General features: G+C 40.4%; 20 protein-coding genes. 12 read left to right on the forward strand and 8 right to left on the reverse strand.

The features are described 5' to 3' along the window. Window position 1 precedes the first annotated feature (1 nt). From J5A55_RS02725 to J5A55_RS02735, 3 genes are read left to right on the forward strand one after another with little or no spacing between them, the layout of a single operon-like run. Window positions 2-574, forward strand: coding sequence for a sugar O-acetyltransferase (locus J5A55_RS02725; RefSeq protein WP_004382686.1), 573 nt, complete (start codon window positions 2-4; stop codon window positions 572-574). 52 nt (window positions 575-626) lie between these two features. Continuing rightward, on the forward strand, window positions 627-1631 hold the full coding sequence (gene murB, locus J5A55_RS02730) for a UDP-N-acetylmuramate dehydrogenase (RefSeq protein WP_004382687.1): 1005 nt from the start codon (window positions 627-629) through the stop codon (window positions 1629-1631). After that, on the forward strand, window positions 1628-2410 hold the full coding sequence (locus J5A55_RS02735; protein WP_004382688.1) for an MBL fold metallo-hydrolase: 783 nt from the start codon (window positions 1628-1630) through the stop codon (window positions 2408-2410). Before murB ends, J5A55_RS02735 begins: the two co-directional genes overlap by 4 nt. A gap of 255 nt (window positions 2411-2665) precedes the next feature. On the opposite strand, the gene J5A55_RS02740 is transcribed toward J5A55_RS02735, so the two are convergent. Then, a complete protein-coding gene (locus tag J5A55_RS02740; RefSeq protein WP_004382689.1) occupies window positions 2666-2860 on the reverse strand; it encodes a PG1828 family lipoprotein in 195 nt (64 codons plus the stop codon). A gap of 319 nt (window positions 2861-3179) precedes the next feature. Here J5A55_RS02740 and mtaB point away from each other — a divergent pair, with 319 nt between their 5' ends. From mtaB to J5A55_RS02780, 8 genes are all read left to right on the forward strand, one after another. Beyond that, a complete protein-coding gene (mtaB, locus tag J5A55_RS02745) occupies window positions 3180-4544 on the forward strand; it encodes a tRNA (N(6)-L-threonylcarbamoyladenosine(37)-C(2))-methylthiotransferase MtaB (RefSeq protein WP_004382690.1) in 1365 nt (454 codons plus the stop codon). Further along, window positions 4541-5581, forward strand: coding sequence for a glycosyltransferase family 2 protein (locus J5A55_RS02750; protein ID WP_004382691.1), 1041 nt, complete (start codon window positions 4541-4543; stop codon window positions 5579-5581). Before mtaB ends, J5A55_RS02750 begins: the two co-directional genes overlap by 4 nt. A 107-nt stretch (window positions 5582-5688) precedes the next feature. Continuing rightward, the gene (locus J5A55_RS02755) at window positions 5689-6501 is read left to right on the forward strand and encodes a gliding motility protein GldB-related protein (protein WP_039850990.1); all 813 of its coding nucleotides are present in this window, start codon (window positions 5689-5691) and stop codon (window positions 6499-6501) included. A 253-nt stretch (window positions 6502-6754) separates the two neighbouring features. Continuing rightward, window positions 6755-7432 carry a peptidase associated/transthyretin-like domain-containing protein gene (locus tag J5A55_RS02760; protein ID WP_004382693.1) on the forward strand — a complete coding sequence of 226 codons (678 nt, stop codon included), beginning with the start codon at window positions 6755-6757 and terminating at the stop codon, window positions 7430-7432. A 30-nt stretch (window positions 7433-7462) separates the two neighbouring features. Continuing rightward, entirely contained in the window at window positions 7463-8155 is a 693-nt protein-coding gene (locus J5A55_RS02765) for a hypothetical protein (protein WP_004382694.1), read from the forward strand. Then, window positions 8140-8787, forward strand: a complete 648-nt coding sequence (locus J5A55_RS02770) for a radical SAM protein (RefSeq protein WP_004382695.1) — start codon at window positions 8140-8142, stop codon at window positions 8785-8787. The genes J5A55_RS02765 and J5A55_RS02770 overlap by 16 nt, the downstream gene beginning before the upstream one ends. Before the next feature lie 70 nt (window positions 8788-8857). Continuing rightward, entirely contained in the window at window positions 8858-14431 is a 5574-nt protein-coding gene (locus J5A55_RS02775) for an alpha-2-macroglobulin family protein (protein ID WP_004382696.1), read from the forward strand. A gap of 27 nt (window positions 14432-14458) precedes the next feature. Next, window positions 14459-15391, forward strand: coding sequence for a 4-hydroxy-3-methylbut-2-enyl diphosphate reductase (locus J5A55_RS02780; protein ID WP_004382697.1), 933 nt, complete (start codon window positions 14459-14461; stop codon window positions 15389-15391). 347 nt (window positions 15392-15738) lie between these two features. On the opposite strand, the gene J5A55_RS02785 is transcribed toward J5A55_RS02780, so the two are convergent. Next, window positions 15739-17928 (reverse strand): S9 family peptidase, encoded by a 2190-nt coding sequence (locus J5A55_RS02785; RefSeq protein WP_234396059.1) that lies wholly within the window; start codon window positions 17926-17928, stop codon window positions 15739-15741. A 56-nt stretch (window positions 17929-17984) separates the two neighbouring features. Here J5A55_RS02785 and mnmL point away from each other — a divergent pair, with 56 nt between their 5' ends. Then, the gene (gene mnmL, locus J5A55_RS02790) at window positions 17985-18884 is read left to right on the forward strand and encodes a tRNA modification radical SAM protein MnmL/YtqA (RefSeq protein ID WP_004382700.1); all 900 of its coding nucleotides are present in this window, start codon (window positions 17985-17987) and stop codon (window positions 18882-18884) included. A 101-nt stretch (window positions 18885-18985) separates the two neighbouring features. On the opposite strand, the gene J5A55_RS02795 is transcribed toward mnmL, so the two are convergent. From J5A55_RS02795 to J5A55_RS02820, 6 genes are all read right to left on the reverse strand, one after another. Further along, window positions 18986-19915: a serine hydrolase domain-containing protein gene (locus J5A55_RS02795; RefSeq protein ID WP_249118603.1), complete on the reverse strand. Its 930-nt coding sequence runs from the start codon at window positions 19913-19915 to the stop codon at window positions 18986-18988. 954 nt (window positions 19916-20869) lie between these two features. Continuing rightward, entirely contained in the window at window positions 20870-22819 is a 1950-nt protein-coding gene (gene thrS / locus J5A55_RS02800; protein WP_004382703.1) for a threonine--tRNA ligase, read from the reverse strand. Between the two features lie 185 nt (window positions 22820-23004). Continuing rightward, window positions 23005-23646, reverse strand: coding sequence for a tetratricopeptide repeat protein (locus tag J5A55_RS02805; protein WP_004382704.1), 642 nt, complete (start codon window positions 23644-23646; stop codon window positions 23005-23007). A 6-nt stretch (window positions 23647-23652) separates the two neighbouring features. Continuing rightward, entirely contained in the window at window positions 23653-24213 is a 561-nt protein-coding gene (gene def, locus J5A55_RS02810; protein WP_004382705.1) for a peptide deformylase, read from the reverse strand. A gap of 77 nt (window positions 24214-24290) precedes the next feature. Continuing rightward, window positions 24291-24710, reverse strand: coding sequence for a Holliday junction resolvase RuvX (gene ruvX, locus J5A55_RS02815; protein ID WP_004382706.1), 420 nt, complete (start codon window positions 24708-24710; stop codon window positions 24291-24293). Continuing rightward, a complete protein-coding gene (locus tag J5A55_RS02820; protein WP_004382707.1) occupies window positions 24711-25208 on the reverse strand; it encodes an SPOR domain-containing protein in 498 nt (165 codons plus the stop codon). Window positions 25209-25393: the final 185 nt, after the last annotated feature.

The following is a 25393-nucleotide window of genomic DNA, read 5'->3' on the forward strand; positions in this document are numbered from 1 at the left end:
TATGAAAAGTGAACGTCAGAAAGCCTTGGATGGTGAGTTCTTTAATGCTGTCGACCCAGAATTGCAGCAGATAATATTACGTACAAAACGCTTATTGCGCAAGTTGAACGATTGCGACTATGCTGACCACGAAAGCAAACGCAGAATTTTTGAGCAGTTGTTTGGCTCTGTCGGTGATCCGATTCATATCGATGTGGATTTTCATTGTGAGTATGGTGTCAATATCCACATGGGCAACTGGGTTGTTATCAATATGAACTGTACGTTTGTAGACAATAATCGTATTGATATAGGCAATCATGTTCTAATCGCTTCAGACGTGAAAATCTATACAGCAGCGCATCCAGTCACTGCCAAAGAACGAATGATTCCTGGTGGAGGATGGAATATCTATGCCCAACCTGTCAAGATAGAAGACGGTGTGTGGATTGGTGGAGGAGCAATTATCCTGCCCGGTGTAACGATAGGTCGTAATGCTGTAATAGGCGCAGGAGCGGTTGTAACAAAGGACATTCCTGCTAATGCTGTTGCTGTCGGCAGTCCGGCAAGGGTCATCAGATATCAAGAAGAATAAATCCGTGTTATAAACAGAAACAAAGGAAAACGCAAAAACGATATAAGTTAAAATGAAAATAGAGTTTAACTATAGTCTACTTAAGCATAACACTTTCGGCATTGATGCTAAATGTCAACGCTTCGTAGAATATAACTCTGTAGAGGAGGCACAAGATGTTGTGCGTTTTTTGGAGGATGATGATTATCCTCTATTAATACTTGGTAGTGGTAGTAATCTTCTATTAACGGGCGATTATGCAGGTACAGTACTTCATTCAGGTATCTCGTTTATAGAAGAATTGGGGGATGGACGTGTGCGTTGTGGTTCTGGATATGTATGGGATGACTTTGTTGACTATTGTGTTCGTCATAATCTTTATGGTGCAGAGAATCTTTCTATTATTCCAGGCGAATGCGGTGCAAGTGCTGTTCAGAATATTGGAGCGTATGGCGCAGAAGCAAAAGATTTGATAGAAGAAGTTGAGGCTGTAGAGATTGCGACGGGAAAGGTATGTCACTTCTCTAATGCTGATTGTGAATATAGCTATCGTCAGAGTAAGTTTAAGTATGAGTGGCGTGATAAGTTCCTGATTACATCAGTTACTTATAAACTATCTAAGACTTATGAGCCAAGACTTGATTATGGCAATATACGAGCTGCGTTAGCTGAGCGTGGAATAGATAACCCAACAGCTGCAGAACTCAGACAAGTAATTACTGATATTCGTAATGCAAAGCTCCCTGATCCTAAACGAATAGGTAATGCTGGTAGTTTCTTTATGAACCCGATTGTCTCAAAAGATAAGTATTTAGAATTGTCAGCACAATATGAGGGAATGCCACATTATACGATCGATGATGACCATGAGAAGATTCCTGCAGGATGGATGATTGATCAATGTGGTTGGAGGGGTAAAGCTCTCGGGCATGCTGGCGTTTATGAGAAGCAAGCATTAGTATTGGTAAATCTTGGTGGTGCTACTGGCTCTGATGTTGTACGCCTTTGTGAGACTATCCAGCATGATGTGAGAGAGAAGTTTGGTATTGAGATTCATCCCGAAGTAAATGTGAGATGAAGATTTCAGAACCTATAAGATATTTAACTTTCTTAGGTACAGGTACTTCAAATGGAGTACCTGTTCTTGGTTGTAATTGTGAGGTTTGTAGAAGTACTGATCCACGAGATAAACGCTTACGTACTTCTGCTTTGTTAGAGACAGAGAATACTCGCATTATCATTGATAGTGGTCCTGATTTCCGTCAACAAATGCTACCACAACCTTTCCGTAAGATCGATGGCTTACTGATAACGCATATCCATTATGACCATGTCGGTGGTATTGATGATGTCCGTCCTTATTGCCAGTTAGGAGATATAGATGTTTATGCCAATGAGGACACGTGTGCTGGTCTGCGGCATAATTTCCCTTATTGCTTTACGGAACATCTCTATCCAGGTGTGCCAAAGTTGGAGCTTCATGCTATACAGCCTCATTCTCATTTTCGGATAGGTGACTTTGATGTAGTACCGATTAATGTTATGCATGGAAAGTTACCTATCTTTGCCTATCGAATAGGTAAGTTGGCATATATCACCGATATGAAAACAATTGATGAGTCAGAGTTCCCTTACTTAGAAGGTGTTGAGACGTTAGTTGTTAATGGTTTGCGTTGGACTCGTGAACATCATTCGCATCAATTAATCCCAGAGGCGATAGAGTTTAGTAAGAGAATCTGTGCTAAGCAAACTTATCTAACCCACTTGACGCACCAAATAGGCTTACATGAAGAGGCACAACATTACCTTCCTAATGGTTTCTTTTTTGCTTATGATGGATTGAAAATACAATTCTAATTCTGTGCAACTAATCCTATAAATAAGTAATAAACCCCTAATTTAGTTTTTATTTCATTTGCTGTCACATTTAACATTTCTAGCAATTGGCTAGTTATTAGATAGTTGTGAATATTAAATGAATGATAGGAATGACAGGAAACTTAAAACAATAATGATAGTGTTTTATGGTAACTCGTCTTTAAGTAAGGGTACTAAAAAACCGTAGAGCTTAGCTCCACGGTTAATTTCTCTCTTTTTCAGTTCGCTTTCTGATTACTTCTTAACAGTAGAATCAGCCTTTGCAGAATCTGCCTGAGCAGAGTCAGCCTTTGCGCTATCTTGGTTCAATGAATCAACAGCTGAATCCTGAGCAGTTGTATCAACGTTAGTTGCTGGCTTAGAGTTACCATTACAAGATGCGAAAGAGATAGCTGCAATAGCTACGAACATTAAAACTAATTTCTTCATTTTCTTTGCTTTTTAAATCTGTAAAACAATCATTTGTTTCTTAAAACGATGCAAAGGTAAGTATTTTTTTGATATGGCAATAATTTTTTAAAGACTTTTTTTAATCTTATTTGTAACTATTTTCTAAGTTGTTGATAATCAGTTGATTATAAACATTAAATTAATGTTAAAGGCTTTGGTGTGTGCCTACACAATGTAAGAATAGAGCTTTTTTCTTGTTGTTTTAGAGCTTAGTTCTGAGGTTAAACATCTTCTTAATAGGAACAAAGGGAGGTAACCTTTGGTTTTGTGTGCGATTTAGTGTAACTTTGCAAGCTATATGATAGATACAGCAGCATTCCAAGGCAAGACCGCCAAATTCTATACGTTGGGTTGTAAACTCAACTTTTCTGAGACGAGTACCTTCGCGCGTACCTTATATAATATGGGTGTAAGAGAAGCGAAGAAAAGCGAGTCTGCAGACATCTGTTTGATTAATACTTGTTCAGTTACCGAAGTTGCAGACCACAAATGTCGTCAGATTATTCATCGGATGGTGCGCCAGAATCCTGGAGCCTTTGTCATTGTTACAGGTTGTTATGCCCAGTTAGAGAGTGAAACTATTGCTAAGATCGAGGGTGTCGACCTAGTTCTGGGTAGTAATGAAAAGGCCGATTTGATTCAATATCTTAGTGATGCATGGAACAAAACAGATGTCGACTCTATTGGTGATAACCCAACTGAAGAGGGTAAGGGGCAATATCATTCAGTTAAGACGAAGGATATAAAGAGTTTCCAAGCCAGTTGTTCTCGTGGAAACCGGACACGTTATTTCTTGAAAGTGCAGGATGGTTGTAACTATTTCTGTACTTATTGTACAATTCCTTATGCACGTGGCTTCTCACGTAACCCTTCTATTGCATCACTCGTTCAGCAGGCAGAGGAAGCAGCAAAAGAGGGAGGAAAAGAAATAGTCTTGACGGGTGTTAACATTGGAGATTTTGGTGAAACGACAGGAGAAAGATTCTTAGATCTCGTGAAGGCACTTGATAAGGTGGAAGGTATAGAACGCTTCCGTATTAGTTCGTTAGAGCCCGACTTGATTGATGATGACCTCATTGAGTATTGCGCACAATCGCGTGCTTTCATGCCACACTTCCATATCCCACTCCAAAGCGGATCAGATGAAGTACTAAAGTTAATGCACCGTCGCTATGACACAAAGCTGTTTGCTCACAAGATAAACCTTATCAAGGAAAAGATGCCAGATGCCTTTATTGGGGTAGATGTGATGGTTGGCTCGCGTGGAGAGCGACCCGAGTATTTCGAGGATTGTTATAACTTCTTAGCCTCTCTCCCAGTAACACAACTACATGTATTCCCTTATTCTGAGCGTCCTGGAACATCAGCTCTTTCCATCCCATACGTGGTAGATAATCGCGAAAAAAAGCATCGTGCGCATAAGTTATTGAAGTTATCAGATGAGAAAACACATGCTTTCTATGCGGCACATATAGGTCAAGAAGCAGACGTACTCTTTGAGAAAGCAGCTCGCGGAAAGGCAATGCATGGCTTTACAGACAATTATATCCGTGTAGAACTGTCCCCAAGTCAAGCCAAGGAGGAATACGATAACCAGATTATCCGAGTACGTTTAGGAGGATTCAATTACGATCAAAGCTCTTTAAAAGCAGAACTTCTATGAAAGTAGCAATCGTCATATTGAACTGGAACGGACGGAAGATGATGGAGCAATATTTGACTTCCGTAGTCGAATATTCATGTAGAGAAGCAGATGTAATCATTGCAGATAATGCCTCTACTGATGATTCCGTGGCATGGTTATCCGAGTATTATCCCCATCTTCGAGTTATCCAGTTAGATCAAAACTATGGTTTCGCAGAAGGGTATAATCAAGCTCTTAAGCAAGTTGATAGTGAATATTACGTATTACTAAATAGTGATGTTGAAGTGACGCATCATTGGTTAACGCCTTTAATAGAGGAGATGGATGCCCATGAGGATATAGCTGCTTGTCAACCCAAACTACTTTCTATGGCAAATCGTGACGCTTTTGAATATGCCGGTGCATCGGGTGGCTTCATTGATCGCTATGGTTATCCGTTCTGTCGTGGACGTATCTTTGACAGTATAGAAGACGACAATGGACAATATGACAATGCCGAGGAGATTCTTTGGGCAACTGGTGCTTGCATGATGATACGTGCTAAAGACTATTGGGAAGCAGGTGGTTTAGATGGCAGGTTCTTTGCTCATAACGAAGAGATCGACCTTTGCTGGCGGCTACATCGTATGGGTAAACACATCTATTGCTTCCCTGAAAGCATCGTATATCACGTTGGTGGCGGTACATTACCGAAGTCGAATCCACGCAAGACGTTCCTTAATTTCCGTAATAACCTTACCATGTTGTGGAAGAATCTACCTGATAATGAGCTGCATCATGTAATGCGTATGCGATTCTTTTTAGACTATCTTGCAGCTTTCCAAACGCTTATCTTGAATCATAATTGGGGCGACTTCAAAGCGATCCTCTCTGCACGACGAGCTTTCAAGAAGTGGCGTAAGGAGTTTAAACGTCCTGATTTTAAACCTAATTACATTAATGGTTGCTCAAAATCATTACCTAATTGTACCCTTGACGGGCGTAAGCATTACTCTATCTTATGGCAGTATTATGTACGTGGTCATCGGCACTTTGATATGCTATCAGACAATTAGAACTTGCAAAAGAAGTGGTGTTTTACACTTTTTTAGCAAAACGCTTGCATAAAAAAATACTTTTTAGTAAATTTGCAAAGACACCTATAATTATTGTAAAAAAGCTTGTGAAGCAACTATACTACATATTATTTCTGGTTCTGGTAACCTGTGTTGGCTGCCAGTTTAAGCTTTCTTCTGATGACGAGAACGATAAGTCTCAGTTATTAGAGTTGGATCGCTATGACCGGTTAGAGTATCGTTACCTCACGACGGGTGACTTCTCTGCACTCCAGCAGATGAATACAGAGTATCCAATTGAGACCCGTACGCTGATAGAGGATGTAGTTAAAATAGGGGAGACAACCGATCCTGATATCAATAGTAAGTTCCTGAAGTTCTATCAAGACACAACTCTTCAAACGTTGATAGCGGCAGTTGAATCTGAATACGCTAATACGGATGACATTGATAAACAGCTTAGCACCTCTTTTAGTAGGCTGAAGCAAGTTCTTCCAGACATAGAGATTCCAAAGGTATATGCGCAGATCTCCGCTTTAGATCAGAGTATTGTTGTAGGTAACGGGACGATAGGTGTCTCTCTAGATAAGTATCTTGGAGCTAATTATCCATTGTATGCAAGGTTCTATTCACCTGCTCAACGCAAGCAAATGTCGCGTGAATACATCCTTCCGGATTGCTTAACTTTCTATTTGATGAGCGTCTACCCGTTAGAGAACTTTGAGTCACGTCCACAGATAGAGCGCGACTTACAGATAGGAAAGATTCAATGGATTGTGAATCAAATTATGACGAAACGCATCTATCATAGTCGGTATGAAGACGCGGTGGAAGTCTATATGAAGAAGCATCCGAAGCTCTCTTACGAAGACTTATTACGTAAGACTGACTTCTCAGAGTTTAAAGTTATCGAACGATAAAAGCGGATGGACGATAAGTCTTTCCGCTTTTATCTATTTGAAAAGGGCGTTTCCTTGATGTGAGAAGAGGCTTTCTTCATGGCAACGAAGGCGTCTCTTTGATTGCAAGAGGGCGTCTCTTGTTTTCTTACTTATTATATCCTATCTAATGTTGTAATACTTAATTCGTATCAATAATAGAGTTTGTTATTCTATTATTTTTTGTATATTTGCATATTGGATAGTAATATTTCGACACTTAAAGACCATCATTATGCAAAAGGGAAAGGATATTTGTAAGGCATTGAAAGAGGTTCGTCAGCAGATAGCAGATGCGAATAACATTCGTTATCAACCCTTTGAATGTCACCACAAAGGCGATTGCTCTGGTACTTGTCCTGCTTGTGAACAAGAAATCAGATATATTGAAAACCAACTAAAAGAGCGTAGTCATAAAGGTATAAACACGAAGGTCATTGGTATTGCTGCAAGTATTTGTGTTACAATGGTGCCTTTGACAGTCCCCGCACAAGGCTCTAAGTGTAATACAACTCCTGCTAGCGTCGTACACAAGGTAAGTCAAGATAACCTGCAAGTTGTCGACTGGTCACAAGGTAGACGTGCTGCTGTTGTTATTAAGATACAGCTTATTGCGTCTGATAATAAGCGACCAGTGACCTCTGTAGACGTACGATTGCTTGGAACAAATAAGCATACTTCTACAAGTTTAGACGGCTATTTTGCAGTGAAAGTACCGATAAATGGAACCTTGAGAGTCTCTCGTTTTGGAATTGAAACTAAGGTTTTAAAGGTGAGATCTTTGTTAAAACTAAAGAAGAAGATTGTCGAATTAGAAATGGATCGTTATATAGTTGGTGAAATCGCAGCCCCTAGTAGTGAGCGAATAAGCGATTCAGATAGTCCTACGTCACATGTAGAAAAGAATAAATAATAGTTGTTCTATCAAAAAGGAGGTCATGGTATGATAAGGGGAAAGAATATTTGCAAAACATTGAAAGGTATTCGTCAGCAGATAGCAGATGCGAATAACATTCGTTATCAACCTTGTGAATGTCACCACAAAGGCGATTGCTCTGGCACTTGTCCAGCTTGTGAACAAGAGATCAGATACTTGGAAGAGCAGTTGAGAATACGTAAACGAAGGGGGTGGAGTATGAAGGTTGCAGGATTAGCAGCAGGTTTTTGTGTTGCAACCATCCCTCTTGTTTCCTGTAACAATTCGGTAAAGAGTCCTTCTCCCAAGGCTATTAATATCCCACAAGAGGGAGAGGCTTTACAAAAAGTAGAGAATTTCTCTACCGATAAAGAACATTCTATTGTTATTAGAGGACTGGTTGTTGATGGCGAAAGTAATAAGCCTATTTCGTCAATAGAGGTGTTTACAAGATCTGGCAAGAAGTCTCTTACATTCACTGATGGGCGTTTCGCTGTGTGTGTGAATCCTACGGATACACTCCTGATAACAGATACTTCTGATAATTATGTAGGCTTTGATCTATCGGTCAAAGAGGTTAAGAGTCCTAATAAAGAATTGCTTATTCGATTAAGAAGGACTAATCTTGAAATGGGGAAGATTAAGATTGATGATAATGTTAAGCAGAGTGTTGAATATAATAGACCGCAATCACACAAAGAGAAATGCAATCAGAAGTAATCGCCCCACTAATAGCTATCAATCGGCATAGGCTGACAACAGATGGAGAAGGTGTAACAACACTGGTTGCTTTCCATGGTTGTTCGTTGCGATGTAAGTATTGTTTGAATCCTCAATGCTTACAGTCTGATGGTGTGTGGCAGGTGTTGACGCCTGGAGAGTTATATGCAGAAGTAGAGATAGACGACCTTTATTTTATGGCAACAGGAGGTGGCATCTGCTTTGGCGGAGGCGAACCTCTCTTACAATCAAGTTTTATCAAGGTTTTTGCAGATATTATGAATCCTGCTTGGAAACTAACGATTGAGACAGCTCTTAATGTTCCTCTGAAAGATGTTGAGCGTGTTGCTCCTTTGATCCATACGTGGTATGTTGATGTCAAAGACTTAAATCCTGATATTTATAAGGCTTATACGGGGAAAGAAAATGCGTCTGTTATTCGCAACCTAACGTGGTTATCAGAAAATGGATATGCTGATAAAGTCATTATTCGGCTTCCTTTAATACCTGAGTATAATGCTGATTCACATCGACAGGTTAGTGAGCAAACACTAAAGAATATAGGTTTTCATCACTTTGACCACTTCACTTACACCTTGGCACACCTCACTTCTGATATTAAACAATTATAATATATAAGGTGGATAGGGCGTTTCTCTATCTGAAAATCATTATCTTTGCAATCACTAAAGAGTTATAATTATGAAGAAGTTACTTGTTTTTATTCCACTTATACTTCTGTTATTCCCAATGAAAATAGCCGCACAAAGCTATGACGAATTGTGGAAGCAGGTGGAAGTAGCAGGTCGGAAAGACTTGCCAAAGACTGCAATTGTATCTTTACGAAAGATAGAGAAGAAGGCTCAACGTGAGAAGGCTTATGGGCAACTATTGGCTGCTAACTTCTTAGCCTCAAGTATTCAGACACATATTTCACCTGACTCTATGGATGTCGAACTCAATAAGTTGAAGGTAAAAGCACGGGAGGCTGAACGCAAAGATGAGGTTTTGTCTGCAATATATAACTGTGTCTTAGGATGGATAGAACAGGGTAAATCTGATGGTAACAGTGCCGAATACTTTAAGAAGGCGTTGTCTAATCCGTCGTTACTTGCACGTCAAAAAGCTGCTAACTATACCCCTTTAGTGAAGATAGGCAAGGATGATCATATCTTTGGAGGCGACTTGCTCCATGTCATTGGTATGCAGGCAAGGGACTTTGACAAGCTGAATCGTTACTATGTAGCGCATGGCAATCGTGAGGCGGCATGCTATACAGCTTTGCTTGCGGTTGATGAGAAGGATAATAAAAGCGAATTGCTCGACTCTTTGATGCGTGTTTATGGCGATTTACCAATATGTGGTGAGGTGGCAATAAGCAAGTATAATTGTATGAGTGAAGATGAAGAACCAGCAGAAAAACTTGTTGCTTTTATTGATAATGCACTCTCTCGTTGGCCTACATGGGCACCTATTGAACAGCTTCGTAACGAACGTAAGGAATTGACGGCACCCATGTCTACGGCTGAAGTAGAGCGAAATCGGGTAACAAGTAAGGATAAGGATAATACGGTGCAAATGGAAGTTCGTAATGTGCCAAGCCTTACGATAAACATTACTCGTACATCTTTAAAAGGTAATACTCAATATAATGTAGAGGACAAGAACGATTTGAAAGCTATCAAAGCATCATTGATACCATCCTCTAAGCAGGTTATTCAGCGTACATATAAGGGTTATAAGGACTATGAGATACTGAAAGATTCCTTTAATCTACCCACCCTTCCAGTGGGTGTTTACTTGTTAGAATTTGTTCCTTCAGATAGTCGTTTAGCAAGAGACTACTCTCTTTATTATGTTAGTGATCTATTTGTTATGACGGAGGAACAGCCTGATAAGCGCAATCGTTATGTTGTGGTTGATGCTAATGAGGGGCAGCCTGTGCCTGGTGCAACCATCCGCATAGAGTACAGAAAGGATAATTGGAGTAGTAAACCATTGACAAAGATGCTCACAACGGATAGTAAAGGAGAGGCGTTTATAACCGATCCTGGTTATAGTTCAGAGGTCTATGTCTATACAAGCAAAGACCAGGCTTTCCCTGCAATAGACCTTAAAAGTAATTATGACTACTATAAAGCTAATAAGAATGGTGAGATAGCGAACCTTTATACAGACCGTTCTCTTTATCGTCCCGGACAGACCGTTCATGCCTCTGCTATTGTATATCTAATGACGCAAAAAGGCTTTAAGATGAAGGCTGAAGCTGGCGTTTCATTTGATATGATACTACGTGATACGAATGGAAAAGAGGTGAGTCGTAAGGCTGTAACTACTGATCGCTTTGGTACAGCAGCAGTCGATTTCGAGTTATCAAGTAGTGGACTTACTGGTGATTTTACGATTATCACAAATAGTAAAGGAGGTGGACAAGTTCGTTTCAAAGTAGAGGAATATAAGCGTCCGACCTTTGAAGTAAGTTTTGATGACTACAAGGAGAAGTACACAATAGGTGATACTATCCAACTGAAAGGGCATGCCAAGAGCTTTGCTGGTGTTCCTGTACAGAATGCGAAAGTAACTTATTGGGTTAAGCGACGCCCCATGCGCTGGTGGTGGGATAGCTATGAGAGTGACGAGGATGTGAAGATTGGTAATGTGGTAACAGACGAGAAGGGTGATTTCATAGTCTCTGTACCTTTCGTTCTATCGAAAGAAGTAGAGAAAGAAATGGTTTCTAATCGTTCTTTCCGCCCTCGTTTCTATCACTTCGAGGTTGAGGCTGAGGTGACAGATGCTGGTGGTGAGAGCCGAGAAGGCTCTGTCTCGCTTCCTCTTGGTACTAATCCGACCACGTTGGCATGTGATATTCCTGATAAGAACTTGCGTGATAGCTTGAAAACTATCAAGTTTGATTACCTCAATATGGCTGGTCAACCCATTGACGGGACGGTGAAGTATGTGATAGTTCCACAACAGAAGGATGAGAAACTATATGTTTATAACAATTATGCAACGGCTAAAGCCAATGAGGATGTTACTTTGAAGCCAATGTCTTCAGGTGCTTATCGTTTGCATGCAATCTGTGGAACTGATACTGTTAATACAGACTTTGTTCTCTTCTCAATGGATGATAAGCAACCAGTAATTACTACACATGATTGGTTCTACTTGAGTGATAATTTCTTCCCACGTGATGGTTCGCCTATCTATCTACAGGTTGGATCGAGTGATAAAAACCAACATGTGGTTTATTCTATCTATGCTGGTAATAAGGTAATAGAGACGGGGTCATTTGATCAAAGTAATAGTATTAAGACAAGAAAGCTCTTTTATAAAGAAGAATATGGCGATGGTATTACCTTGAATTATGCGTGGGTGAAAGATGGCGTATTATATTCTCACATGCAGAGTATCGCTCGCCCATTGCCTGATAAACGATTAATTACGGAGTGGTCTACCTTCCGTGACAAGCTAACACCGGGTCAGAAAGAGGAATGGATAGTAAGTATTAAACGTCCAGATGGTAAGGCGGCAGATGCTCAACTGATGGCTACTCTCTATGACAAGAGCCTCGATGCAATCATTGCACATTCTTGGATGTTGAGTCCTTACTTCTCTCTTAGTCAGCAAAGTGTGCTTTGGGAAGGTTCTGAAGTTAATATTTTGACTTTGTCTGCCTATGCTGATATCGATAAGAGAGAGGTGCCTGAGCTATCCTTATCAGAGTTTGATAATCGCTACTTAGGCTCTTGGGACTTTGCTTTTAGCTTCCGTTATGGAAAGATGAAATCACGTAATTATACTCTAATGTCACGTGCGGTAGAGTTGAAGGCAATGCCTATGTCTGATTCAGCAGAGAGCCGTGTGTTTAGTGTTGCAGAGCAGATGCCATCGATGAGAACCGATAGGGCTGCTGTGAAATACACTGCCCCTGTCATTAAGTATGATGAAGAGATAAAGACAGAAGAGGAGAAGGAAGACAAGAAGGTGACACCATCTATGCGTGAGAATCTTAATGAAACGGCTTTCTTCTATCCACAGTTACAGACGGATGGAAAGGGTAATGTAAGTATTAAGTTCACGCTTCCAGAAGGTTTGACAACGTGGCGTTTCATTGGTATCTCGCATGATGAAGAAATGAATCATGGTTATTTGACAGATGAAGTAATTGCAAAGAAGAGTTTAATGATTCAACCGAATATGCCTCGCTTTGTGCGTATCGGTGATGAAGCAATGGTTTCTGCACGATTATTCAATCAGTCGGATAAGGAGATCAATGCCAATGCAAAGATTGAAATCATTGATCCTGCAACTGAAAAGGTATTGTTTACAGATTGTAAAGAGGTCGTTTTGAAGGCGCAAAGTAATGGTTTAGCAACTTATAACTTATCTTCTTTATTATCAGAGAAAGCTAATCAGTTATCGGCTGATCAGTCTTTGTTGATTGCTCGCTTCTCGGTAGAGGGCGATGGATTCTCTGATGGTGAGCAACATTATCTTCCTGTTCTTCAAAACAAGGAATATGTTACCAATACCTTACCATTTACTCAGAATGGGGCAGGGGAGAAGGTCGTTGATGTTAATAAGCTATTCCCAAAGAATAGTACAGCACAACGGTTGACTATTGAATATACGAATAATCCAAATTGGTTGATGGTTCAGGCACTGCCTTATGTGGCAGAGACAAACGAAAAGAACGTTATTAGTCTTGTTTCAGCTTACTATGCTAATCGTCTGGCAAAGAAGATTATCTCTACTTCACCAAAGATAGAACAGACGATTAACCAGTGGCGTTTAGAAACTGGAAAAGAGACCTCTATGATGTCAGCATTAGAGAAGAACCAAGACTTGAAGACGTTGGCTTTGGAAGAAACTCCATGGTTGAGAGATGCTAATAACGAACGTGAACAGAAGCAAATGTTAGTTCGTCTCTTTGATGGAAACCAATTGCAAAATCGTTTGTCAACGACATTAACCAGTCTGAAGAAGCTACAGAATCCTGATGGATCATTCTCTTGGTATCCAGGAATGAAGGGTAGTTTGTATATGACAGTATCGGTTGTTAAGAGTCTTGTTCGCTTACAAACACTGACCGATAAGGTGGAGACTTCAACAATCGTTGATGCTGCTTTCCGTTATTTGGATAAGCGAGTTGGAGAGGAAGTCGCCAATATGAAGAAGACAGAAAAGAAGTATAAGACGTTGCTCTTCCCTATGGATGACCTCTGTGATTATTTATATTCAAATGCTTTGGCAGGGCGTAAGACAACGCCAGACATTAACTATCTCTTGGATAGACTGTCTAAAAAACCTACCGACTTAACTATCTATGGTAAGGCTCGCACGGCTGTTATCCTCCAACAATATAATAAGGTGGAGAAAGCAAAAGAGTACTTGCAGAGTATTAAGGAGTATATGGTTTGTACAGATGAGAAGGGTTGTTACTTTGATACGAAACGTGCGCAATATAGTTGGTTCGACTATAAGATACCAACAGAAGTAGCAGCGATTGAAGCTGTGAAACGCATTACGCCAAATGACGAACAGACGTTAATGAATATGCAACGCTGGCTCTTACAAGAGAAGAGAACGCAGAGTTGGGATACTCCTTTGAATGCCGTAGATGCTATATGGGCGTTTATGAATGATGGTAAATGGGTGATGGAGAATGGTGAGAATGCTAAACTTACGTTGAATGATCATCCTCTGAACACATTACAGCCTACAGCTGGAATTGGATATATTAAGGTGACAGAGCCGATGGGAACGCAGTCTGCTTCTGACAAACAAGAATTGAAGATTCAAAAGACAAGTACGGGTATTAGTTGGGGAGCTGTTTATGCGCAATTCTTCCAGCCTGCTACTGAGGTTACTGATGCGGCATCTGGTTTGAAAATCAAACGAGAAGTATTGGTTGATAGTACTCTGACAAAGAATCTCAATAATCTGAAAGTGGGTGACAAGGTTCGTATTCGTTTGACGATCACTGCCGATCGTGATTATGATTTTGTGCAGGTTGTCGACAAGCGTGCTGCTTGTTTAGAGCCAGTTAGTCAGTTGAGTGGATATCACTGGGGCTATTACATTGCACCAAAAGACTACACAACTTCCTATTACTTCGACATGATGGCAAAGGGTAAACACGTGATAGAAACCGAATATTACATTGATCGTGCTGGTGTATATCACACGGGAACCTGTACAGCTCAGTGTGCTTATGCACCAGAGTATAGCGGTCGTACAGGGGCAATAGTTGTGAAAGTTGAAGAGTAGATAAGTTGAAAAACTTCTTTTAAAAAGATGCTTCAAATAGAAATAGATAACGGCAGTGGGTTTTGCTTCGGTGTGACCACTGCAATTAAGAAAGCCGAAGAAGAATTGGCAAAGGGCACCAAGCTCTATTGCTTAGGTGATATTGTACATAATAGTATGGAGGTGGAACGTCTAACAAGGAAAGGGCTTATGACTATCAATCATGAGCAGATGCGTGATCTTCATGATGTGAAGGTCTTACTTCGAGCACATGGAGAACCACCAGAGACATACGAGCTTGCTAAGCGCAATAACATAGAGATTATTGATGCAACATGCCCCGTTGTACTTGCACTTCAACGCCGTATTAAATCGCAATATGAGAAAGGTTATCAATCAATTAATGGATCTTTAGACAAGGAGGACACTATTACAACTCCTCCTTCAAGTAGTAAGAGTGGGGGAGAGGCTTCTATCGTCATCTTTGGAAAGAACGGGCATGCCGAAGTGCTTGGTCTGGTAGGGCAAACACATAGTCACGCTATTGTGATTGAAAAGTTTGAGGATGTGAAAGCCTTAGACTTTAATCATGACATCTATCTCTATTCGCAAACAACGAAGAGTTTGGACGAGTTTCATAAGATAATTGATTATATACAGAGTCATATCTCACCAACAGCAAAGTTCCAGAGCTTTGATACTATTTGCCGACAAGTGGCTAACCGCATGCCAAATATATCGTCATTTGCAGCTCGCCACGATTTGATTCTCTTTGTGGCAGGTCGTAAGAGTTCAAATGGTAAGGTTCTCTTCCACGAGTGTCTGAGTGTGAATCCAAATTCCCATCAAGTGGAGAGTGCTGACGAAATAGATATGACGTGGTTTGATGGTGTACAAACTGTAGGTATTTGTGGAGCGACCAGTACACCGAAGTGGTTGATGGAAGAGTGCCGAGATGAGATTCTTCGGCATACTCGATAACCTTGTCTAAGGTATTCCTCTAATTGTCTTAAAGCCTATATGAAGATAAGATAGTATTTCTCATCTCCTCCTTTAAGTATATTCCCCTCCCTTCAAAGAGTTAAAGTATCGGGATTATACAGGTGCGTATAATGAATTATACAAGTTTGTATAATTGATTATACAAGTCTGTATAACGAGTTATACAAACGTGTATAATATCCGATCCAACGTATCTAATGAAACGCACAGATACAAGGATGGCAGAGACAGGCATACTTAGTCTTAACTAACAAGGCTATCTATAAGCTATATTCAACATACTTAAATGCGATAAAAAGAAGTAAGGTGATACCGATGTAGCTATTTTACAGATTCTCAATAAACCAATCGGCAACTTGACGCAAGAGATGGTTGCGGGTATTGCCTCCATATATAGAATGGTTGCGATTCGTATAGAAGAGCTCACGGAAATCCTTATCAGCCTGCACGAGAGCTTCAGAATACTCGAAGGTGTTTTGTGGATGAACATTATCGTCAGCCATACCATGACAGATAAGTAACTTACCTTGCATCTGATTTACACGATTGATTGGATTAATAGCGTAGCCCGCTGCATTCTCTTGTGGTGTACGCATATAACGCTCCGTGTAAATAGTATCATAGAAACGCCAGTCCGTTGGAGGAGCTATCGCCACACCTGCTTTGAACACACCTCTCCCCTCACTCATGCTCATTAAGGTATTAAAGCCTCCAAAGCTCCAACCCCAAATTCCAATTCGAGAGGCATCCACGTAACTTTGCTTACCTAACCATAACGCTGTTTCTACCTGATCTTTTGACTCCAAATCGCCTAACCGCATATAAATACTCTTCTCAAAATCAGCACCACGAGCACCTGTTCCTCTACCGTCTACTGTAACAACGATATATCCTTTCTGGGCTAAATAGTAATCGAACATACCACCATTCCCCATAGAACCAACATTCCAATTATCTACAACCTGCTGACTTCCTGGTCCGCTATATTGGTGCATGATAACAGGATACTTCTTACTTGCATCGAAATCAGACGGCTTTATCATCCATCCATTGAGCTTGACTCCCTCGGATGTAGTAAACGAAAAGAACTCAACGCCCGCATTATTATACTTCAGAAGTTTCTCTTCTAACTCCTTATTATTAAGCACCTCACGCACTTCTTTCCCTCGATTATCATAAATGGTATAAACAAATGGATGATTACTATCGCTCCATGTATTCAAAAAGTATTTATAATCGCCAGAGAACGAAGCTGCATTCCAGCCTTCATGAGCCGACAAACAGGTCATCTTTCCACTCTTATTTACAACATACACCTCACGTTGCATAGGTTTTCGAGCCGCTGCTTGGAAATAAGTATTGCCTGTTTTCTCATCATATCCATAGATTGCAGTCACATCATAATTGCCCTTATCAATCTGACGCAAGAGTTTTCCGTCCTTATTATAAAGGTATAAGTGCATAAAACCATCACGATCAGAAGGGAAAAGAATATAATCTTTCATGATAGAGATACCTTCCATCGCTGCCTCTTGAACATACTTTGAGATATGTTCCTTTATCAGTAATGAGCAAAGTCCCGTATGCGGATTCGCCGCATAGAGATTCAATTCATCTTGATGACGATTCATCGTATAGATAACCACACGATTAGGATCGGTTGTTGTCTTTATGCGTGGAATATATCCATCAGCCGCTAAAGGTAAATTGATTTGACGTACAGATGCACCCTCCAAAGAATATGACCAAACTGACACTTTTGAATTATCTTCGCCTGCCTTCGGATATTTATAACTGTATTCTCCAGGATAAACACTATAAGCATCAAGTTGAGGATGAGAGCCACGGAATAGCTGCAAAGAATAAGTCTTTACCTTGCTTTCATCATATCGAATCCAACTCAAAGTCTTACTATCAGCACCCCACGCCAACGCATTATTAAATCCAAATTCCTCTTCATTTACCCAATCTGGCAAACCATTAATGACTTTATTAAACTCGCCATCGGTTGTTACCTGCGTCTCTTTATCGCCATCCGTAATATAGATATTGTTCTTATGAACAAAGGCGATCTTTGTTCCATCAGGAGAAAAGGTTGGAATCTGCTCGGCACCTTCCTTTGACAGACGCTTCAACTGCTTTGTCTTCACGTCATAAAGATAGAAATCAGCCGTGAAAGAACGACGATAAATACGATGTGTATTGGTTTGCAATAACAATCTATTTCCATCTGCTGACACTTCATAATCATCAAACGATTTGAGATTCTCACCCTTGGCATTAGCCAAATCAAAGATAACTCCCGTCGGCTTTCCCGTCACAAAGGAGTATTTCACAACCTGTCGACCATCCTCCGAGATGCGAGCATACTCCGATGTTCCCTTTAAAGAGTTAACACCTGATATACGCTTTGCAGCAAAAACACCAGCTGTAATATCACGTATAGATATAGGTTCACCAGCCATCAATTGGAGTGCAGTCAAGATAGTAGCACACATAAGGATTATTCTTTTCATAAAATCAAGTTTAAACATCGCAAAAGTATAAAATATTCTGTACATTTGCAACAAGAATGGAACAATATTATCGTGACTTTGGGAACTGGCTTCGCGAACAATTCCCTTTTAAGGTTCAGAAGATTTCTATCAATGCTGGCTTCACATGTCCTAATCGGGATGGACGTGTAGGGCGAGGTGGCTGTATCTATTGCAATAATCAAACGTTCAATCCTACGTATTGCGATAAGCAAAAGAGCGTAACCGAACAGTTGGAAGATGGCAAAAGATTCTTCGCTCGCAAGTATCCTGATATGAAATATCTCGCATACTTTCAGGCTTACACGAATACTTATGGCACCAATTCGCATTTGAAGGCTCTCTATGAGGAGGCATTAGCAGTGGAGGATGTTGTCGGATTAGTCATCGGAACGCGTCCAGATTGTATTAATGACGACCTGCTCGATTACTTTGAAGAATTGAATCAGCGCACCTTTCTCATCGTCGAATATGGTGTTGAGACCTGTAATGATGCTACCTTACGCCTCATCAATCGTGGGCATGACTTCGATTGTGCTAAGCAAGCAATCGAACGCACAGCCAGTCGCAGCATTCGTGTAGGTGCGCATATCATACTCGGATTACCCGGTGAGGATGAAAACGAGAGTCTCCGACAGGCACCCATCATATCTTCTCTCCCTCTCACAACCTTGAAAATCCATCAAATGCAGATTATTCGTGGAACGAAGTTAGCTAAAATGTATGAGGAACATCCGTTCCATCTTTACAGCGTGGACGAATATATTCATCTGATAGCCGAATACATTAGTCGATTAAGAGCCGACCTTATCCTCGAACGATTCGTTAGTCAGAGCCCGCCAGAACTACTCATCGCACCAAAATGGGGACTAAAAAATTACGAATTTACTCATCGTCTCAACAATTACATGAAGGAGCATTGCATAAAGAAGAGCTAGTTTTATAGCAACTTATCATTAAAATTTATTCAAACCAATATTCTGCATATATAACAAGTATAAAAGGATATACCATAAAACAGGTATATCCTTTAGTTTCTTCAGAATAATTTATTGCATAAAGCATCAAAAAATGACATCTCCCACCATTTCCAATTGTAGTTATTGCCTATTCGAGTTATAATAACGTTCTTCTTCTGATTAATGTAAATGAATTGATGTCCGACACCAAAAGCATAGAAAGACGAATTGTCGGTCTTATCGTCATAGTACTGATAGTACCAACAATAATGGTATCCCTTATTTTCGCTTGTTGTCTCCAAACTCCGGTTTATCCATTCCTCACGAACAATCTGTTTTCCTTCCCACTTGCCGCGGTTCAAATATAGCCTACCAATCTTTGCCAGATCATAAACATTCGTAGCAATTCCCCCAAAGCCTTGCGCATGATGATGCTTCCTACTGTCTATTGTCACCCATGCATCATGCTCCATACCTAGTGGTTTCCACACCTTCTCGCTCATGTAATGTGCATAATTCTTCCCCGTAGCACGCTCAATAATCCAAGATAACAAAGCTGTCGTCAGGCTGTTATACTCGTATTTCTCCCCCGGTTGATACTTAAACTTCACATGACGGAACAATCGGGTGAAGTCATGACCATATTGCAGTTGTGCCATTTTGGCGATAGATGACATACTTTTAAGTGTAAATTCATAATGTTCCTTGAAATCGAAACCTGCCTGCATATTTAATAAGTGGATAATTCTCAGACTTCTAAAGGTTGGATTATATTGTGCGAGCTCAGGAATATAGTCGGTCACAGGGTCATCAACGCTCTTAATGTAACCTTCGTCAATAGCTATTCCACAAAGAAGTGCCGTTAAAGACTTGGACACAGAGAAGACAGTTGCATTCTTTCCTGGATAAAATGGCTCTGTCCATTGGTCATAAACAACGCTATCATTATGAATAATGAGTAATTGATTATCCTTTCCAAACCATTGTTCTACAAGGGAATCAAGCCTCATACGCCCAGAATCCTTATATTTTAAACGAAAATCTCCTCGTATTTTACGATGTGATTCTACCAACGGAAAGTGGAAAACATTACTACCTTTACGAATAGTATCCCGCTCCAATTTCTGGTATTCATAGATATCAGGACCAGAAAAACCATCAAGAGAGAACCCGCGGAATACACTGCAACTGGTAAAAAGAAGTATCGTCGCTATGAGAAATAATGTATATGATCTGTGTATCATGATGATATATTGTGAGTTATTATAGCACAAATTTATAAAATTATCTTGTAATTCCTACGTATCTATCTGATAAATCCGCAGTATCTTACATAATTCTCCACATTATCATTAAGACTTCAAACTATATTAACAAGCAATGAAAGCAATAACCATTACTTATGATACGATTAATAGACAATCAAAAGACTATATTGTCGGAAGAAAGTCAAGGAAGCTATAAATTATATTTTTGTAATAGAATATTGTTATTTTCAATACTGTTTTTGCGATATTTCAGCAGACCTATTCTATCGGACGAAAATATTAAAATTATAGGCAACTTTCTCTGATCTTTATAACGTATTGGGACACAGTTGGTTATGAAAAACGCTATACATTTTAGATAAAAAATACTAGCATTTTGAACGAAAATACCTAATTTTTCAGTTAAAATGAACCTACATTTTTAAGAAAAAGTACTATCGTTTTCATAAAAAAGTACTATCGTTTCAACCAAAAAGTACTATCGTTTTTTAAAAAAACACCTATTTCTTCATTTTTAAAGGATAATCAGCTTGCAAAGAAGTCTAGATTGAAAAAATGGAATGTAAATATCTTTCGGAAACAAATAGAGGATAAAACCTATATAATGAAAGGAGGATATACCTCAAATGGTATATCCTCCTTGCTTATTTATCCCCTCATTATCGGTTGGCAATGGGTTTGAATTGTTGCTTTTGATTAATCCAATGTCTTGAGCTGTTCCGCAACTTCATCGTTAATGCGCTTAGTAAACTCTTCCATTGTCATGGTTGCCTGCTCGCCACCACCTTGCTGACGCATAGAAACTAAGCCTTGGGCTGCCTCTTTCTCACCAACAATGACCATGTAAGGTACACGCTTTAGCTCGTTATCACGAATCTTGCGACCAATCTTCTCATTGCGATCGTCCATGATTGAACGGACATCGTGAGCATCAAAGTAGGCCTTTACCTTGCGAGCGTAGTCATTATACTTCTCAGAGATTGGAAGAATTGCCACCTGATCAGGTGTCAACCAAAGTGGGAAGTGCCCTGCTGTGTGCTCAATGAGCACAGCTGTGAAGCGTTCGAGCGAGCCAAATGGTGCACGATGAATCATCACAGGAGTCTTCTTCGTATTATCTTCCGCTGTATATTCGAGTTTGAAACGGTTAGGAAGATTATAGTCTACTTGGATAGTTCCCAACTGCCAACGACGACCGATGGCATCCTTTACCATGAAATCGAGCTTAGGACCATAGAAAGCCGCCTCTCCAAGTTCTACACGCGCCTTGAGACCTTTCTCTTCACAAGCTGCCTTAATAGCGGCTTCGCTCTCTTCCCATACCTCATCAGAACCGATGTATTTCTCTTTATCGTTAGGGTCGCGGAGTGAAATCTGTGCCTCGTAATTGTCGAATCCAAAGGTTGCGAATACCTTTAGAATAATATCGATATTAGTTTCGAACTCTGCTTTTACCTGATCTGGGCGAACGAAGATATGCGCATCATCCTGCGTAAACGTGCGAACACGGGTCAATCCATGCAACTCACCGCTTTTTTCATAGCGGAATACCGTTCCGAACTCTGCAATACGCAATGGGAGATCTTTATAAGAACGTGGCTTGTAAGCATAAACCTCACAGTGATGAGGGCAGTTCATTGGCTTAAGCATGTACTCTTCATCCTCCTCTGGTGTATGAATTGGCTGGAAAGCATCCTTGCCATAGTGAGCATAGTGACCAGAAGTTACATAAAGGTTCTTACCACCGATACCTGGAGTGATAACTTCCTGATAGTTGTAAGGACGGAGAAGACGGCGCAATAACTCTTGCAAACGTAGACGAAGTTGCGTACCCTTTGGTAACCAAATAGGTAAACCCTTACCTACACGATCAGAGAACATGAAGAGTTCCATCTCTTTTCCAATCTTGCGGTGGTCACGTTTCTTAGCCTCTTCGAGCATAACGAGATATTCATCAAGCATCTTTTTCTTTGGGAAAGAGATACCATAGATACGTGTCATCTGCTCACGCTTTGCATCGCCGCGCCAGAAAGCACCGGCAACGCTGGTAATTTTGATAGCCTTGATAGCACCCGTTGATACAAGGTGCGGACCACGACAAAGGTCGGTGAAACTACCTTGTGTATATGTTGAGATGGTTCCATCCTCGAGATCTTGCTCAATGTGCTCCACCTTATACTCTTGTCCATCAGCAGTAAACTCCTTAACGGCATTTGCTTTAGATATATCATGACGCACAACTTGCTCGTTCTTCTTAGCAAGTTCACGCATCTTCTCTTCAATCTTTGGGAAATCGTTCTCAGAGATAGCCTGACCCTTTGGTGGCATTACATCATAGAAGAAGCCATTTTCAACAGCAGGACCGAAACCAAACTGTATACCTGGATAAAGTTCCTGTAATGCTTCTGCAAGAAGGTGGGCAGAAGTGTGCCAGAAGGTGTGCTTACCTTCCTCATCATCAAACTTATAAAGAGCAATCGTTGCATCCTCATTGATAGGACGATTGAGCTCTACTGTTTCGCCATTTACACCGCAAGATACAACGTCACGGGCGAGAGCCGGCGAAATGCTCTCGGCGATTTGATAACCAGTTACGCCCTGTTCGTACTCACGAACGGAACCATCTGGGAAAGTGATTTTAACCATACTACAAATTAGTTTTATAAATCAAAGTTGTGGCAAAGGTAACACTTTATTATGAGAATGAGGAATATAAATGTGATTTTCAACAAACCAATTAGTAATAGAGATTCGCCAAGTGCTATCAATTCGCACTTAATAGTCTATGCTGACTTAAAGATTAGGTGTATAATCAATCAGACGAGGAATGGTTATGGGAGTTTGCTCTGCTTATTCTCACCTTCTGTTACTTGCTTCATTAGCCAAGGACTCTTATTTAATGGTCGAAGATGATTGATATCGAACTGAATCGGCTTGGAAGGGCGTTGCTTTGGCTGTCGTCCTGCTTTGATATCAGCTCGGAGTTGTTGAGCTGCACTAAAGTCTTTCCACCGCTTTAGCATATAATCTAATTGGGTAAGCGCTGTTTGCTTGTCTCCTATCCTATATAAACAATAAGCTCGATTAAACCAATAATCACGATTGTCAGGCGAAATATCTATCGCATGAGTATAAGCAACAATAGCACTATCGTAATGTTCTTCACGAATATTAGTCATTCCATAAAGTTCATAGATATCAGCTATATAAGGTTGTAGCTCTAAGGCACGCCGACAATCGCTATCGGTTCCTTTATAATCTTCTAGATGATACTTGGATAAAGCCATAAGATACCATGCTTCATAAAGGTTTGGCTTTAAACCGACAATACGAGAGAATATTTGCATGGAAGTAACGTAATATCCTTGATCTAGCGTTCGCCTCCCCTCTTCCATCATCTTATTGATGTTATACTGGGCTGCTGCTGGCAATGTCAAGAGACAGAGCAAGGATACTACGATACCACGCAACATATCACTCTACTTACGTGGAGGCTTCACACGATAGTTACAACGCACCTTTCCTTGCAAAAGGGCTTTCAACTTACTATTTATCATCTGCTTGCGGAATGGGGAGAGATGATCAGTAAATACTTTGCCATCGAGATGGTCGAACTCATGCTGAATAACACGGGCAAGGTAACCCTCAATCCATTCTTCATGTTCAACAAGGTTCTCATCAACATACTTCACATAGATGCGCTTGGCACGTGTCACAGACTCATGAATACCTGGCAATGATAAACATCCTTCTTCTAAAGTTTCAGTCTCTGAATCATCGAACTCTAAGATATGTCCGTTGATGAAAGCATGACGAAAGCCTTTATACTCAGGGAATGTATCTGAAAGAACATCCAAATCAATAACTACCACACGAATAGACTTTCCTATCTGTGGAGCAGCCAACCCTACACCATCACTGGCAGTATTGGTCTCAAACATATTTTGTATCAGCTGCTGCAAATCAGGATAGTCAAGAGGAATATCCTCTGCTACTTTGCGCAACACAGGCTGACCGTATGTGTAAACAGGTAATACCATATTACTTCTTTAATTAATTATTGGGTTTTAGGTCTTATTGCATTAATCGAGTCGATTTAACAAAGCACACTCATCGACTAAAGCCCTTTAGACCTCATGTAATCCTGAAGAATAATTGTTGCAGAAATTTCGTCAACAAGCCCTTTATCCTCACGACGTGTCTTTTTCTTCACACCACCAGCAATCATCGCTTGATGCGCTATCACAGAGGTAAAACGCTCATCATAATAATCGATAGGCATCTCTGGATGTAGTTTACGCCAACGATTAACGAAGTTTTCTACACGAGCTAGATTCTCGCTAGGTTGACCATTCGGCTGAATAGGCTTACCTATTACCAATTGATCTACTGGTTCCTTGGCAACATATTGTGTCAAGTAATCAAAAATATCGGATGTGGGGATAGTCGCTAACCCATTTGCAATAATACGCAATGGGTCAGTGACTGCCAATCCTGTACGTTTCTTTCCGTAGTCTATTGCTAGAATCCTACCCATTTACTTTGCGAGCAACCAAGCATCAGCATAAGTTGCACGAAGCTGATTACGGCTTTGTACTGCAGAAGCCTTGCTATCAAATGTAGCAGCGACAACACGATACATATTATTACCAGAATTGAAAGCTACCTGTGCTGAGTAACCTGCATTCTGCAAACGTTGCTGCAAACCTTCTGCATTAGCCTTTACACCGAAAGAACCAACAACAACGCTATAAGCCTTCAAGCCAGCACCATTTACAACTGAAACATTCTCACGACGAACTGGCTCGTTGTCATAGTTATCGACAACTGGAGCTTGAGTTACAGGCTGCTGTACAGTCTCAACAGGAGCAACAACAGGAGCATCCTGCCTCATGCTATCATCATTATCTGTAGATGTCTGCTCTTGGGCTTTTGCCTTTTCATAAGCCTTCTTGTATGCACTCTCACTAGACTTACAACCAGTGAATGATAATGCCACACACATAGCAGCACCCAAAACCATCATTTTTTTCATAATCCGTTAGTTATTTATTAGTTATGCGTTTATTCTTTTTGTCGTGCGAAGTTACGAAATAAGCAGCAGAAGTTAAAAAATAACGTAACTAAAGTTTGTTAAATAAGGTATTTGCAATATTTTTAACACAAAATACTAGCGATCGTATTGTCAGTACGCGAAACTTTGACTATATTTGCCAATGA

The sequence above is a fragment of the Prevotella veroralis genome (genome assembly GCF_018127765.1).
GTDB classification, from domain to species: Bacteria; Bacteroidota; Bacteroidia; order Bacteroidales; family Bacteroidaceae; genus Prevotella; species Prevotella veroralis.

What these genes read in the sequence shown, in the direction of transcription:
- J5A55_RS02765 (WP_004382694.1), top strand. Translation starts at nt 7,463, where the DNA reads ATGATAAGGGGAAAGAATATTTGCAAAACATTGAAAGGTATTCGTCAG.
- J5A55_RS02775 (WP_004382696.1), top strand. Translation starts at nt 8,858, where the DNA reads ATGAAGAAGTTACTTGTTTTTATTCCACTTATACTTCTGTTATTCCCA.
- J5A55_RS02725 (WP_004382686.1), top strand. Translation starts at nt 2, where the DNA reads ATGAAAAGTGAACGTCAGAAAGCCTTGGATGGTGAGTTCTTTAATGCT.
- J5A55_RS02740 (WP_004382689.1), bottom strand. Translation starts at nt 2,860, where the DNA reads ATGAAGAAATTAGTTTTAATGTTCGTAGCTATTGCAGCTATCTCTTTC.
- J5A55_RS02770 (WP_004382695.1), top strand. Translation starts at nt 8,140, where the DNA reads ATGCAATCAGAAGTAATCGCCCCACTAATAGCTATCAATCGGCATAGG.
- thrS (WP_004382703.1), bottom strand. Translation starts at nt 22,819, where the DNA reads ATGGTTAAAATCACTTTCCCAGATGGTTCCGTTCGTGAGTACGAACAG.
- J5A55_RS02785 (WP_234396059.1), bottom strand. Translation starts at nt 17,928, where the DNA reads ATGAAAAGAATAATCCTTATGTGTGCTACTATCTTGACTGCACTCCAA.
- J5A55_RS02780 (WP_004382697.1), top strand. Translation starts at nt 14,459, where the DNA reads ATGCTTCAAATAGAAATAGATAACGGCAGTGGGTTTTGCTTCGGTGTG.
- J5A55_RS02735 (WP_004382688.1), top strand. Translation starts at nt 1,628, where the DNA reads ATGAAGATTTCAGAACCTATAAGATATTTAACTTTCTTAGGTACAGGT.
- mnmL (WP_004382700.1), top strand. Translation starts at nt 17,985, where the DNA reads ATGGAACAATATTATCGTGACTTTGGGAACTGGCTTCGCGAACAATTC.
- murB (WP_004382687.1), top strand. Translation starts at nt 627, where the DNA reads ATGAAAATAGAGTTTAACTATAGTCTACTTAAGCATAACACTTTCGGC.
- ruvX (WP_004382706.1), bottom strand. Translation starts at nt 24,710, where the DNA reads ATGGGTAGGATTCTAGCAATAGACTACGGAAAGAAACGTACAGGATTG.
- J5A55_RS02795 (WP_249118603.1), bottom strand. Translation starts at nt 19,915, where the DNA reads ATGAGGCTTGATTCCCTTGTAGAACAATGGTTTGGAAAGGATAATCAA.
- def (WP_004382705.1), bottom strand. Translation starts at nt 24,213, where the DNA reads ATGGTATTACCTGTTTACACATACGGTCAGCCTGTGTTGCGCAAAGTA.
- J5A55_RS02805 (WP_004382704.1), bottom strand. Translation starts at nt 23,646, where the DNA reads ATGTTGCGTGGTATCGTAGTATCCTTGCTCTGTCTCTTGACATTGCCA.
- J5A55_RS02820 (WP_004382707.1), bottom strand. Translation starts at nt 25,208, where the DNA reads ATGAAAAAAATGATGGTTTTGGGTGCTGCTATGTGTGTGGCATTATCA.
- mtaB (WP_004382690.1), top strand. Translation starts at nt 3,180, where the DNA reads ATGATAGATACAGCAGCATTCCAAGGCAAGACCGCCAAATTCTATACG.
- J5A55_RS02760 (WP_004382693.1), top strand. Translation starts at nt 6,755, where the DNA reads ATGCAAAAGGGAAAGGATATTTGTAAGGCATTGAAAGAGGTTCGTCAG.
- J5A55_RS02750 (WP_004382691.1), top strand. Translation starts at nt 4,541, where the DNA reads ATGAAAGTAGCAATCGTCATATTGAACTGGAACGGACGGAAGATGATG.